This is a genomic window from Candidatus Paceibacterota bacterium (assembly GCA_028714275.1).
GTDB lineage: Bacteria > Patescibacteriota > Minisyncoccia > Phycocordibacterales > CAINVO01 > CAINVO01.
In genome coordinates, this window is sequence record JAQTMP010000021.1 from 1 (window position 1) to 12,566 (window position 12,566).

The following is a 12,566-nucleotide window of genomic DNA, read 5'->3' on the forward strand; positions in this document are numbered from 1 at the left end:
AGATCGAAAAAACTAATGAAAACAGGCCTAAATTGAAATAATTTGGACACCGTGCTGTACTATAACTGGTATGAAAACAATATTAAATAATTCAGTCGCGTATCTCAAAGGCCACAAGGTGGCTTCTATCATTGTGGCGGTTGTGGTTTTGGTCGGAATTTATTATGTCTACGGAAAAGTCTCAGCTAGCAATACACCCACCACCTATGTCTTGGGGCAGGTCACCAAGGGGACTATCACTAGTTCAGTTTCTGCGAGCGGACAGATTGCTGCTTCAAGTGAGCTGGATATCAATCCGAAAGTTTCTGGTCAAATCACTTATGTTGGAGTGCAAGTAGGGGACAAGGTCACGGCCGGGACTGTCATAGCTAAAATAGATAGCACAGATGCTCAGAAGACTCTCAGAAATGCGGAGACAAGTCTGACGGCAGCCCAGATTGCCTACCAAAAAAGTCTTCAGCAGACCAGCTCTGGATTGACCACTTCTGTTCAGACAAAAGAATCAGCCGACGTGGCGCTCCAGAAAGCCTACAAAGACGCCTATGATTTGGTTGCCAATACTTCTATCGATCTGCCTGCTGCTACGATCGGTTTAAACGATATCTACTACAATCCTACGCATTCTCTTTATTTTTCAGACCAATCTGCTCAAGGCAATGCCGGTGATACAGCTATCACTTACAAATATCAGGCTGGGTCTTTGTTTGACCAAGCTAAGACTGAGTACGCTGACGTTTTTAAAGAGTACAAGGCGACACCGATTACAGCCGATAGAGCCACTCTGGATGATCTTATCCAAAAGACTTATGACTCCGCGGTAAAATTTCAGGCAGCTTTGAAAGGGACTTACAATGCCATTGATTTTATCAATATAAAACTTTCATCTCCAAAACCAACTCAAATCGCTACCGATGAAAATAATATCAATGCGTATCTTTCAAAAGTAGACAGTGATGTTTCAGGTTTGTTTGACGCTATGACTACTATCACAAATGCAAAACAAAGTCTTGAAAATGCAAGTACCTCTCTAGCCAATTCCCAGACTACTCTTTCCGGCTCTTCAGATACTCTGGATGTCCAATCAGCCAAACTTTCCCTCACTCAGCAGCAAAATGCGGTGCAGGATGCCCTTGATCAGCTTAGTTACTACACAGTGAGGGCTCCTTTTGATGGAGTGATTGCAAAGGTAAATGTGATAGTAGGAAATAATGTCTCTTCAGGCGGTGCGGTAGCTACCGAAGTCAGTCCGCAGCAAGTAGCGACTTTGACCCTCAATGAAGTGGATGCCGAAAAGGTCAAGGTCGGTCAAAAAGCTACATTGACCTTTGATGCCGTGCCAGATCTTACATTGACGGGTACAGTGGCTCAAGTCGATCCACTTGGGACCGTCAGTCAAGGGGTGGTGACTTATGGAGTCAAGATTACTCTCGATACACAGGATGCTCAGGTCAAGCCTGGCATGACGGTCACTGCTAGTATTATGACTGATTCAAAAGTCGACACTCTCATCGTGCCAAGCTCAGCGGTCAAAACTCAAGGTAGTAATTCAACTGTCCAAGTTCTCACTGGCTTTACTTATGATCCAGCCAATCCGCAAGTCAGCACCAAAGAAAAGCCTACTTCTGTCACTGTCCAGACCGGTCTCTCAAATGACGAAAATGTAGAAATCACTTACGGTCTAAATGAGGGTGATGCTATTGTGGTGCGCAGTATTTCGTCAGCCGCAGCCAAGACCTCAGCGTCGACTTCTAAGACCCCTACAGCCACAAGTCTTCTAGGTGGGCAAGGTGGCGGGGCAAGACAAATTCGCGGGAACTAGCAAAATAAACTTATATGAACGTAATCGAATGTAAAAACATTACTAAGGTCTACAAAAACGGAGACACAGAAACGACTGTGCTCAAGGGTGTTTCGCTTTCAATTGAAGAAGGTGAGTTTGTGGCCATCATGGGGCCTTCTGGTTCAGGCAAATCTACCCTAATGCATATCTTAGGGGCCTTGGACACTCCCACTTCAGGAACCTATTTTCTTGGAGGCGAAGATGTTTCGAAGCTGTCAGATGATGAATTGGCGGATATTCGCAGCCGAAAAATTGGCTTTGTGTTTCAGGCCTTCAATCTTCTGTCGCGCGCCACAGTCATCCGAAATGTGATTTTGCCATTGGTCTATGCGGGAGTTAGTTCGGAAAAACGGGAACTGAAAGCCGAAAAAGCGCTCGTTTCGGCTGGACTGGACAGAAATCGCTGGGGGCATCTTTCCAACCAGCTTTCTGGAGGACAGATCCAACGCGTTGCCATTGCTAGGGCCTTGGTCAACGATCCATCCCTGATTATGGCCGATGAGCCGACGGGCAACTTGGATTCAAAAACTGGAGAGATAGTGCTCGGCACCTTTCAGCATCTAAATGAAGAGCAGGGCAGGACCATTATCCTTATTACTCACGAAAAAGAAGTGGCCGAGCATGCCGACAGGATTATTCACATCCGGGACGGTATGATCTTGGAGGATAGTAAAAATAAAGACAAGCGGGTGATTGATAAAAATATCCTCAAATAAAACTGACTAAATTATTTTATGACTATTAAAGATTTATTTCACGAAACATCCTCAGCTCTTCTGGGCAACAAAGTCCGGTCCTCGCTTACCATGTTGGGTATTGTGATTGGAATTGCTTCGGTTATTGCCATGCTGGCTATAGGAAAAGGTGCGACCAATTCCATCCAGTCAAGCATTCAGTCGCTGGGGTCCAATCTGATCATTGTTTCTCCGGGTGCTCAGAGGGGGCCTGGTTTTCAAGTTTCAACTGGCCGCGGCGCGGCTCAATCTTTGACTCTGGATGATGCGACAGCTATTAAAAAAAGTATCAGCGAGGTCTCGGCTGCGGCTCCAGAAGTCACCAGCCGCAAGCAAGTAGTGGCCAAGGGCACCAATACCAATACTTCAGTTATCGGTACAGTACCGGACTACACCGTCGTCAGAAATTTAGAAATTGATGAGGGTTCTTTTATCACGGATGAAAATGTAGCCAGTCTGGCTAAAGTGGCGGTCATCGGCCCCACCACCAGGGATGATCTTTTTGGGGTGGGTGGAGAAGCTATGGGTCAAAGCATTAGAATTAACGGAGCGATTTTTAAAATTATTGGTGTGACCAAGTCAAAAGGCGGCTCGGGTTTTAACAATCCCGACGATGCCATCTATGTACCTATTTCGGTGGCCCAGCAAATATTTACCGGAAACAAATATGTCACGGCTATCAGCGTTCAAGCTGACACTAAAGAAGACATGACCTTGGCGCAAAATGACATTACCAGCCTTTTGCTAGCGCGTCACAATATTTCCAATCCTGCTCTAGCTGATTTTAGTACCATCAATCAGTCTGATATTGTTTCAGCTGCTTCGACCGTCACCAACACTCTCTCATACCTGTTGGCTTCGGTGGCGGGTATTTCTTTGGTGGTGGGGGGTATTGGTATTATGAACATGATGCTCACTACCGTGACAGAGCGTACTCGTGAGATAGGTCTACGCAAGGCTATAGGGGCTAAAAAAGGAGACATCAGCAACCAATTTTTGGTGGAGGCGGTCCTGCTCACCATGATAGGGGGTACGGTCGGGGTGGTGCTGGGCTGGCTGATAGCCTTCGGTATATCTAGTACGGGAATACTCCAAGCCTCCATGAGTATTTCGTCCATTCTGCTTGCCTTTGGAGTGTCTGCGGGTATCGGTATTGCCTTCGGGTACTATCCAGCCCGCCGAGCCTCTGGTCTAAATCCGATCGAGGCGTTGAGATATGAGTAATCAAACGAAATAAATCATTATTCAGTAAGTAGTAAGTGTGTAAGCAAGAGTTTGTGTATAAATAAAAATATGAAAGAAAAAAATTCAAAAAATAAAGCAATAGCGGTGATTGTGGCAGTGATCGTGTTGGTGGGAGTCTTTTTTGGTGGAACAGCCTATGGCAAAACTCAGGCCGCTCCTCAAGGTGGTGGCCGTGGACAATTTGCGGCTGGGAGTAGGACTGGTGGCGGTATCGGCATGATGGGTCAAAATGGTGCCGTGGTTGCGGGGAACGCTCGTCAGGGTATGGGTGCTGGATTTGCAAGTGGCACTATCCTTTCTAGGGATGCCTCAGGCATCACAGTCAAGCTGGCAAATGGAGGATCAAGAATCATATTGGTTTCTAGCTCGACTCCAGTTTTAAAGTCTGTGGCTGGCACAATTGATGACCTCACAGTGGGAGAGACAGTCCTAGTCCAAGGAACTACAAATACTGACGGGAGTGTTACGGCTCAGTCAGTGCAGATACGGCCGGGCAAATAAGTAAAATAAAACAAAACCCTGTCCTCGAAATGCACACGTTCCGGCCTGCTGGCCGGCCGCTCTGCTCGGAGCCAAGCTCCTGCGCAAGGCATTTCTCGAACAGGGTTTTGTTTTATTTTTAACTAGTAATTTCCTCCCTCTGGCCCTTCGCCGGCGTGGCAACACGTTGGCAGGTCAGGGGGATTTTTGTATGAAGCAGGACATGTGGATGCAGACTGATTTAGTTGACACTTGCTAGGATTGTGGTAGTTTTTTGTATAGAAAACAATGAAAGTAAACTAGGATTTTTATGGTTAAACCATTTGTCGGTACGTTCTTTGTAGTGACGGAATACTCGATTTTCGGTGTTGAGGTGTCGGACCTGGTGTCCAGCCCAAAGGTGATCAAAATGGCCATTCGTTCAAATTGCGAGTTTGGGAGGCATCGGGTGGTGCCAGTGGGCGGTGTCCTTCTCGGGGGCTTTTATTTGGGCATTACCCTTGAGGGCTGCGTAAAGTATGGCATGAAACGACATCAGCGAGCGCCACTCGACACACCCCCGAAGCGGGTTGAGGAGCTCAGCAAGAGTAGGAAGGCCATGCAGACCTTTCCTCCGATCGGATTTTTCTTTGATCGGAACGCTGCGGATTCCTGTTTTGAGTCGGACTCTCACGATGTCTTCGACCTCGATTGGCAGAGTTCCACACAGGACGTGTTGAGGGCCATTGGGCCAAACCATCCGCTGATCACCATCTCGACCGAAGGGCCGTTTGCCATACCGCGGCATCTTTACGCTGAGGTCGAGGATTCGGCCACAGCCCGGTCATGACACACATAGAAAAACCAAAAAGATCGCGCAGTGTAGCATGCTCCGCGGTCTTTTTTCTAACTCAATTTTTGTGATATAGTGACCCCACATATTATTTATGAAACTCTCCCACATCCGCAATTTTAGTATCATAGCCCACATCGATCATGGCAAGTCCACTTTGGCTGATCGCATGCTCGAAATTACGCACACTATTGAAAAGCGTAAAATGCATGATCGAGTGCTAGACGATATGGAGCTTGAGCAGGAGAAGGGCATCACTATCAAGATGCGTCCAGTCCGCATGGAGTATGCTCCAAAAAATGAAGAGGCAAATGTGGGAGGTGGCGGAAAATATATTTTGAACCTCATTGACACTCCTGGGCACATCGACTTTTTTTATGAGGTTTCGCGAGCTCTCAAGGCGGTGGAAGGGTGTATTTTATTGGTAGATGCGACTCAAGGGGTCCAGGCTCAGACTTTGACTACCCTAGAGATGGCTCGCAATGCAGGCCTCACCATTATTCCAGTTTTATCTAAAATGGATTCGCCTCTGGCCCGCATTGATGATATTAAAATGGAAGTTATCAAACTCCTCGATTGTCAGCCAGATGAGATTTTGTGTACTTCAGGCAAGACGGGTGAAGGAGTAGAGGAGCTTTTACAAGAAATAGTCCGTCGTGTACCGCCACCCCATGAAGAATTTGTCGATAGTCAGAGTTTTCGTTCGCTCGTGTTTGATTTTCAATATTCTAACCACAAAGGGGTGATAGTGTACGTGCGTGTCCTCGATGGGACCATTTCCAAAGATGCTCCGCTCGTCTTTAAAATTGCGAATGAAAAATTTACCGCGCTTGAAGTGGGGATTTTTGCGCCAGTCGAGACTCCGTGTGAAAAACTTTCAGCCGGAGATATTGGCTATATTGTCACAGGCATCAAGAGGCCGGGTATTGCTTCAGTGGGGGATACGGTCACGTCTTTGCGTTCTCCTTTGCCCGAGTTGCCCGGATACATGAGTCCAGCGCCAGTGGTCTGGGCGTCTATTTATCCAGAGAGTCAGGACGATTTTGATCTCTTTCGTCAGGCGCTGGGTAAGCTCCGTCTTTCCGATTCATCTTTTACTTATGAAGAAGAAGCCTCCGGCTCGCTCGGACGCGGTTTTCGTTGTGGTTTTCTCGGGTTGCTTCATCTTGAAATTATCACCGAGCGTTTAAAGCGCGAGTTTCGGCTCAACCTCATCATTGCCACGCCGTCTATTACTTATGAAGTGACCTACAAAAACGGTCAGACTAAAACCATTTATTCGCCATCCCTTTTCCCTGATTTGCACGAGGTGACTGAGGTGCGCGAACCATGGGTCAAGGTCAAGATTATCAGTCCTTCAGAATATCTCGGGGCTATCATGCCGATGCTCTATGATCATGAGGCTGAAGCTTCAGAGACTGAAACTTTTGGAGACGGTCGCACCGCATTGACGATCAGAATGCCTTTGCGTGAGCTGATGCGGGGTTTTTTTGATGAATTAAAAAGTGTGTCGTCCGGTTTTGGGTCATTGTCCTACGAGTTTGAAGGCATGCGTCTCGCTGACGTCTGCCGGCTAGATATTTTAGTGGCTGACGAGCCGGTCATCGCTTTTGCTCGCGTGGTTTCGACTCGACGTGTCGAAGAAGACGCCGAAAAAGCCGTAGAAAAACTTTACAATATTTTACCTCAACAGATGTTTACGACTAAAATTCAGGGCCGAGGGCTTGGACGGATTATTGCTTCCCGTACTCTCTCAGCTATGCGTAAAGACGTCACTCAGCACATGTATGGAGGCGATATCACTCGCAAAATGAAACTCCGCGAAAAGCAGAAAAAAGGTAAAAAGAAAATGGCCGAGCGCGGCAAAGGAAATGTGAATATTCCGCACGAAACTTTTTTGAAGATGATGAAGACAAACGAATAAAAAATCCGTATACACTCTCCGGAGCACGCGTAAAAGTCTGCTGACTTTTCTGCTCTGCTCGGCGCCGACGCGCCTGCGCAAGTCTCCGTCAAGCGTATACGGATTTTTTATTCGAAAGATTGGGATACTCCGACTATCTCAACCCTGGGATATATAGCAAGATCATGCTCAAAGCGATCAAAATGCAGAGGACGGCCCAGATAATACTGACAGTTTTTTTGTGTTTTTTGTTGAAAATCATAGATGTGTACTATAATACAGGTTAATGAGAGAATTTCAAGAAAAACGGACGGCTAGACGGCGCTTGTATTCTAAGACCACGGCTGTTATTTTACTGATTTTGATTGTCTTGGTCGGGCGGGGCACTTGGAATATTTATCAAAAAGAAAGGGAAAGTGCCTTGGCCGCCGCTAGAGCCAAAGCTGAGCTCACTCAGCTACAGACGCGTCAGGCCGATCTTTCCAAAAAATTGACTTACATAAAGACAGATGCGGGGGTTGAAGAGGAGATTCGCCAGGATTTTCAGGTAGCCAAAGAGGGTGAGCAGGTTTTTGTGATAGTAGATGCTTCGACTAGCGAGGCCTCGTCCACTGGTAGTGGCGGCTGGTGGGGCCAGATCTGGCACTGGGGGACGAGTTTGTTTGGAAAGCAAGGTGGTAATGAGTAGAAAGTAATAAAGTAATCATTTGCGGGTATGGTTCAGTGGTAGAACATGTGCTTCCCAAGCATAGGACGCGAGTTCGATTCTCGCTACCCGCTCAACGGAAAGCTATCTGATGTAGAAAGCGACAAAAAGATTTGTGATCGATTAATTACATCGGGGCATTGGAGTCCATTGGAACATATAGCACAAGCTATGAATGACTTGGAAAGGAGTGGTAATTTTGTGGGTTGGAAGCAGTACAGGAAGGAGTTTCAAGATGAGGGTGGTGGCGACTATTCATAAAGAGGTAATACGATGCTTTTTTGACAAGTTTAGATATTTGATGTCTTTTGTCGTATCCACTTTACAATAGTCATAAAGTTGTATAGGATCATACTATCGCTTAACAACTAACAAAACTTAAATGGAAAACACCGAGAATAGCAAAATTGAGACAATAGACATTACCCCAGATAAAAGCATATATCACAAAATTGGCGAGGCTAACTATTCGATATCTGATGCGATAGCAGAATTGGTAGATAATTCAATTGACGCAACCAATGATGAGGGTGTCGAAATCCACATTGTTTTGAATAAGAAAGACGAGAAGATAACGATAGAAGATAATGGGAAAGGAATGAGTAAAGAAGTTGCTTCAAAAAGTTTAGTCCTCGCTCATTCAAAGAAGCATGATGCGTTAGGTGAATTTGGTTTGGGATTAAAATCTGCATGTACAAGTCTCGGAACGGTTTTTAGTATAACGAGTACTCCTGAGGGATCGGAAGAAAGATATACTCTTGAATATAATAAGGAAAAATTTTTACAATCGAGCGATTGGCATCATTACCCCCTTGCTATTTCAAAAGCACAGAAAAATGAGCATGGGACAAAAATAGAGATTAGTCATCTGAAGGTTAAATTATATGACGCATTAGTGACTCGTCTAAAAGATGATTTGGCTAAAAGATATGGACCATATATTGAACACAATCATGTTGTGATCAAGGTTGGTTTGAAAAGAGAGACGGCAAAACCTTGCATACCAAGTGAAGTTAAACTTGTCGATGGTTTAAAGAAGGAATTCTCCTTCATGCTTACTAAGGGCAGTATGATAACTGGTTGGTACGGACTTTTCGAGGTTGGATCTCAAAAGCAGAGCGGTTTCAACATGTTTCGTAGAGGTCGACTAATAAGAGCGTCTGAAAAACTTGGATACAATTATCACCCTAACCTGATGAGTATTACTGGTGATATCAATCTAGATTCTGTCCCAGTAACTCACAATAAAAGGGAATTTATAGTTGAATCGTCAGAGTTTAAGGAGTTTATAGAAAAGTTTTGGGGTGATCAGACGGAAAAATATCTTGGTTACAAAATCAAAGGCAAAATGATTGACGAAATAACTAAACTTGCAAGAGATAGGTCTAGTCAGGAAAAAGCTGATGATAATATGCCTACTGAAAAGAAAGAAACAATAAAAAATAATCTGTTAAATGCTCTGAATCGTATAGACGAATTTAAGGAGTTAGCTTATCCGGACTTGTATCAAGCCAAAAAAAGGTCGTCAAAAGGTGTAGAGGATCTAAAAGAAGCTAGAGAATCCGATTTACGAGTTGCAAGGGAAGAAGAAGTTAAACCTACAGAGGAGGAAAGAAATCAACGGACACCTAAGAAGACTCAGCCCAAAACAGCCAAGTTTATTATGGTCGGTGGTAAGAAATTCAAATTTGATTTTTTTCTAAAAAATCTTGCTAATGACACGATCGACAAAGAGACAATTATTAACCAAGAAAATGTAGTTGAAATATACATAAATACCGGTTTCAAGGGTTACAGCCTGACGAAGGATACTGACTATTATTCAACCCATCATATTGCAGAAGCTATTGCTGAACTTTATGTGAAGGAAACAAACCAAAAAATTGAAAGGGTTTTTGAGTTAAGGAATAGCCTTATATATGGCGTAGCTTCATTAATCTATGAAGAAGAAGAATATAAGAGATTAGAAAAATCGGAGCGAGAACTTACTGCTATTGCGGAAAAGAAGCGGGAAATTGAAGGAAAAAGGTCACAGACAAGTTTAAAAGCAAAATAAATATAAAATGAACACAAATAAAAAAGATTTATGGCCAAGAGATAGATACACCGGACCCGGTGGCGGATTATATACGGGACCCGGTGGAGGGCTATACACTGGTCCTGGAGGAGGTGCTTATTCGGGTCCGGGCGGAGGATTGTATTCCGGTCCTGGCGGTGGAATGTATACGGGTCCGGGTGGGGGTTTATATTCTGGACCAGAGGGTGGATTATATACTGGTCCCGGAGGAGGGCTTTATACTGGACCCGGTGGAGGACTATATACCGGTCCTGCTGGAGGTTTATATTCTGGTCCTGGCGGTGGTCTATATACAGGGGCGTGTCCAGATCACTATAAAAGTAATTGGCCACCTATTGGAGTGTTGATAGAATACTTGCGAAAAAACAATATGGAGGACATTGCGAAATTAATCGGATCATATTACATGATTTAATATGTAGCTAACGAACAATCTTAAATTGTTAAAAAGGTTCCAACTTCGTACCACAACCCGCACACCCAAATAAAAAAGACTGGCAAACCCAGTCTTTTTTATTTGGGTGATTGTGTGTTTGCTAGCGAGAATCGAAAGCCGGAGCGAGCGTAGGCGAGCGAGGCGGGGTCGCGAGTCGAGCCAGCAGGCGAGAACCTGTGACCGATTCGCTACCCGCACACCAAAAAAGACCTCAGAAATATTCCGAGGTCCGAACTGACGATTTCGCTTTCGAGAGGTAGTCAGCCTACCAGGATAGGATCCAATCACTCGGCTGTAGTTTCTTCGTCGGCTGCAGCCAGCTGTTGTTTGACGGCATTATCCGCGCTCCGCTTGAGCTCGGCGAGCCATGCCTTCATCGTCGGAAATGCCTTTGGCATTTTGTAGACGGTGAGGACGTAACCGTCAGTCTGAAGGGCATAGACAACCCTTTCGGTTTTGGCCTCACCAATGCGCAAAAGCGTATCGACGACGTTCTCCTCTTTTTTAAAGGTGTCCTTGGTTTTTTTGAATAAAAAATTTGTATTTCCCAGCACCCGCGGTATAATGGGTGCAATATGAAAAAAATCACCATTTATAGCACTCCTACGTGCACTTATTGCAAGATGGCTAAGGAGCTTTTGACTGAAAAAGGTATTCCTTTCGAGTCAGTGGATGTGCAGGCAGACATCGCTAGGCGCAAGGAAATGATTGAAAAAAGCGGCCAGATGGGCGTGCCTGTGATCGATATTGACGGTGAAATCATGGTTGGTTTTGATAGAGACCAGCTCCTCGCCAAGGCTCAAGGGTAAAACCCTTTGGCCGCCGTAGTTCAACGGATAGAACAAGACACTCCTAACGTCTAGATGCAGGTTCAATTCCTGCCGGGGGCACATTTGTCGTAAAAAATATGAAAATAGATATAAAAAATAAAAGTGGCTTAATCCTAGTGACTGAACCCCAGCCAGATTATGAGCTGATTGATACAGGCGATGGCCGAAAGCTTGAACGTTTTGGCAGCGTAGTCTTGTCGCGCCCGGATCCGCAGGCTCTCTGGAGACCCGCTTTTTCGATGGCGGAGTCTTTGTGGAAAAAAGCGGATGCTGTTTTTGATGTAGGTGATGGTAGGACTGGCAGCTGGAAAAAAAATAATAAAAACATGCCAGAAAGTTGGACTGTTGACTATGCCGGCTTGAAACTTTCTATCAAGCCAACGCCTTTCAAACACACGGGTCTTTTTCCTGAGCAAGAAAGTCAATGGAAATGGATGCAGACAAAAGTAAAACAGGCAAAAATAGTTGTAAACAAAAAAAATGAAAATGCTACTAACCTCAAACCATCCGTTTTAAATCTTTTTGGCTACACGGGTGGGGCAAGCCTTGCCTGTGCACAGGCGGGAGCTGACGTCACTCATGTCGATGCCTCGAAAGCAGCTATTACCTGGGCCAAAGAAAATGCTAGTCTCTCAAACGTTTCCACAATCCGCTGGATGCTTGACGATGCCCTTGATTTTGTCAAAAAGGAAATCAAACGAGGTAAAAAATACGATGGTATTGTGATGGATCCGCCAGCTTTCGGACGCAGTCCAAAAGGCAAGACTTGGAAAATTGAAAAACAATTGCCAGAGCTTCTTGAGCTTTCCTTTAAACTTCTTTCAGACCAGCCGATTTTCTTTTTACTCAATGGCTATGCTGCTGGGTATTCTGCTCTGGCCTATGAAAATAGTCTCTCAGATCAGGTCTCAAAAAATTCTCAAAACGGGCTACAGTTTCAAGGTGGGACAATTGAAAGCGGGGAACTCGCTATCTGCGATCGAGCAGGGCGGCTTCTCTCATGTGGCATCTTTGCTCGCTGGTCAAAATAAGCCTTTTTTGATATAGTACTCTGGCGTATGGAAAATAATGATGATCTTAAACAACTTATTGAGGAAACGCTTAGAATTGGAAAAGAAAACCAGCGGGTTTTAAAGCATCTTGAAAGTACTTTTAGGATTTATCGTTATTTGACTGTGTTGAGGTGGTTGTTTGTGGTGGCCATTGCGGTTGGGGCCTTCTATTTCCTCCAGCCGTTTATGCAAGAAATTGCTAAAATCTATCAGGCCGTCACGGGCAACCACATTTCCTTACCAGATTTTGATAGTTTCCTGAAAAGTTTTAAGTAGGGCAGTCAAAATTATTTTTTGAAAATCAAATGCCGAGGTAGCTCAGTTGGTAGAGCATGTCCCTGAAGAGGATGGGGTCGGCGGTTCGAGTCCGCCCCTCGGCACCAGTACATAGACTTACAAAGAACGCCCTTGAATACATGGGTGTTTTTGGT

General features: G+C 45.0%; 13 protein-coding genes and 3 tRNA genes. 15 read left to right on the forward strand and 1 reads right to left on the reverse strand.

Features of this window, described 5'->3' with window-relative positions; translation table 11 throughout:
• Nucleotides 1-70: 70 nt before the first annotated feature.
• The 10 genes from PHF79_02440 (at nucleotide 71) to PHF79_02485 (ending at nucleotide 10,164) form a co-directional block, all read left to right on the forward strand.
• Nucleotides 71-1,819 (forward strand): efflux RND transporter periplasmic adaptor subunit, encoded by a 1,749-nt coding sequence (locus PHF79_02440; GenBank protein ID MDD5318655.1) that lies wholly within the window; start codon nucleotides 71-73, stop codon nucleotides 1,817-1,819.
• A gap of 14 nt (nucleotides 1,820-1,833) precedes the next feature.
• Nucleotides 1,834-2,556, forward strand: a complete 723-nt coding sequence (locus PHF79_02445; GenBank protein MDD5318656.1) for an ABC transporter ATP-binding protein — start codon at nucleotides 1,834-1,836, stop codon at nucleotides 2,554-2,556.
• An 18-nt stretch (nucleotides 2,557-2,574) separates the two neighbouring features.
• A complete protein-coding gene (locus PHF79_02450; protein ID MDD5318657.1) occupies nucleotides 2,575-3,798 on the forward strand; it encodes an ABC transporter permease in 1,224 nt (407 codons plus the stop codon).
• Between the two features lie 69 nt (nucleotides 3,799-3,867).
• Complete coding sequence (locus PHF79_02455) at nucleotides 3,868-4,320, forward strand: hypothetical protein (GenBank protein MDD5318658.1); 453 nt, start codon at nucleotides 3,868-3,870, stop codon at nucleotides 4,318-4,320.
• A 289-nt stretch (nucleotides 4,321-4,609) separates the two neighbouring features.
• Nucleotides 4,610-5,128, forward strand: a complete 519-nt coding sequence (locus PHF79_02460) for a hypothetical protein (GenBank protein ID MDD5318659.1) — start codon at nucleotides 4,610-4,612, stop codon at nucleotides 5,126-5,128.
• A 97-nt stretch (nucleotides 5,129-5,225) separates the two neighbouring features.
• Entirely contained in the window at nucleotides 5,226-7,055 is a 1,830-nt protein-coding gene (gene lepA, locus PHF79_02465; GenBank protein ID MDD5318660.1) for a translation elongation factor 4, read from the forward strand.
• A 265-nt stretch (nucleotides 7,056-7,320) separates the two neighbouring features.
• Nucleotides 7,321-7,722 carry a septum formation initiator family protein gene (locus tag PHF79_02470; protein MDD5318661.1) on the forward strand — a complete coding sequence of 134 codons (402 nt, stop codon included), beginning with the start codon at nucleotides 7,321-7,323 and terminating at the stop codon, nucleotides 7,720-7,722.
• Nucleotides 7,723-7,743: 21 nt separating this feature from the next.
• Nucleotides 7,744-7,814 (forward strand) — tRNA-Gly (locus PHF79_02475).
• A 308-nt stretch (nucleotides 7,815-8,122) separates the two neighbouring features.
• A complete protein-coding gene (locus tag PHF79_02480; GenBank protein ID MDD5318662.1) occupies nucleotides 8,123-9,796 on the forward strand; it encodes an ATP-binding protein in 1,674 nt (557 codons plus the stop codon).
• A gap of 83 nt (nucleotides 9,797-9,879) precedes the next feature.
• Nucleotides 9,880-10,164, forward strand: a complete 285-nt coding sequence (locus PHF79_02485; protein ID MDD5318663.1) for a hypothetical protein — start codon at nucleotides 9,880-9,882, stop codon at nucleotides 10,162-10,164.
• Between the two features lie 373 nt (nucleotides 10,165-10,537).
• Here PHF79_02485 and PHF79_02490 read toward each other — a convergent pair whose 3' ends face one another.
• Nucleotides 10,538-10,807: a hypothetical protein gene (locus PHF79_02490; GenBank protein ID MDD5318664.1), complete on the reverse strand. Its 270-nt coding sequence runs from the start codon at nucleotides 10,805-10,807 to the stop codon at nucleotides 10,538-10,540.
• Between the two features lie 21 nt (nucleotides 10,808-10,828).
• On the opposite strand from PHF79_02490, the gene PHF79_02495 reads away from it, so the two are divergent.
• The 5 genes from PHF79_02495 to PHF79_02515 all read left to right on the forward strand — a co-directional run bounded on the left by PHF79_02495 (nucleotide 10,829) and on the right by PHF79_02515 (nucleotide 12,518).
• Nucleotides 10,829-11,062, forward strand: a complete 234-nt coding sequence (locus tag PHF79_02495) for a glutaredoxin family protein (protein ID MDD5318665.1) — start codon at nucleotides 10,829-10,831, stop codon at nucleotides 11,060-11,062.
• Nucleotides 11,063-11,071: 9 nt separating this feature from the next.
• Nucleotides 11,072-11,143, forward strand: a tRNA-Arg gene (locus PHF79_02500).
• Nucleotides 11,144-11,160: 17 nt separating this feature from the next.
• Nucleotides 11,161-12,114 (forward strand): class I SAM-dependent methyltransferase, encoded by a 954-nt coding sequence (locus PHF79_02505; GenBank protein ID MDD5318666.1) that lies wholly within the window; start codon nucleotides 11,161-11,163, stop codon nucleotides 12,112-12,114.
• Between the two features lie 27 nt (nucleotides 12,115-12,141).
• Nucleotides 12,142-12,411: a hypothetical protein gene (locus PHF79_02510; GenBank protein MDD5318667.1), complete on the forward strand. Its 270-nt coding sequence runs from the start codon at nucleotides 12,142-12,144 to the stop codon at nucleotides 12,409-12,411.
• 31 nt (nucleotides 12,412-12,442) lie between these two features.
• Nucleotides 12,443-12,518 (forward strand) — tRNA-Phe (locus tag PHF79_02515).
• The last annotated feature ends 48 nt before the right edge of the window (nucleotides 12,519-12,566 follow it).

Excerpts from the sequence above, each read along its gene's own strand:
- PHF79_02470 (MDD5318661.1), top strand. The coding sequence starts at position 7,321 with ATGAGAGAATTTCAAGAAAAACGGACGGCTAGACGGCGCTTGTATTCT.
- PHF79_02510 (MDD5318667.1), top strand. The coding sequence starts at position 12,142 with ATGGAAAATAATGATGATCTTAAACAACTTATTGAGGAAACGCTTAGA.
- lepA (MDD5318660.1), top strand. The coding sequence starts at position 5,226 with ATGAAACTCTCCCACATCCGCAATTTTAGTATCATAGCCCACATCGAT.
- PHF79_02480 (MDD5318662.1), top strand. The coding sequence starts at position 8,123 with ATGGAAAACACCGAGAATAGCAAAATTGAGACAATAGACATTACCCCA.
- PHF79_02440 (MDD5318655.1), top strand. The coding sequence starts at position 71 with ATGAAAACAATATTAAATAATTCAGTCGCGTATCTCAAAGGCCACAAG.
- PHF79_02450 (MDD5318657.1), top strand. The coding sequence starts at position 2,575 with ATGACTATTAAAGATTTATTTCACGAAACATCCTCAGCTCTTCTGGGC.
- PHF79_02505 (MDD5318666.1), top strand. The coding sequence starts at position 11,161 with ATGAAAATAGATATAAAAAATAAAAGTGGCTTAATCCTAGTGACTGAA.
- PHF79_02460 (MDD5318659.1), top strand. The coding sequence starts at position 4,610 with ATGGTTAAACCATTTGTCGGTACGTTCTTTGTAGTGACGGAATACTCG.
- PHF79_02445 (MDD5318656.1), top strand. The coding sequence starts at position 1,834 with ATGAACGTAATCGAATGTAAAAACATTACTAAGGTCTACAAAAACGGA.
- PHF79_02495 (MDD5318665.1), top strand. The coding sequence starts at position 10,829 with ATGAAAAAAATCACCATTTATAGCACTCCTACGTGCACTTATTGCAAG.
- PHF79_02455 (MDD5318658.1), top strand. The coding sequence starts at position 3,868 with ATGAAAGAAAAAAATTCAAAAAATAAAGCAATAGCGGTGATTGTGGCA.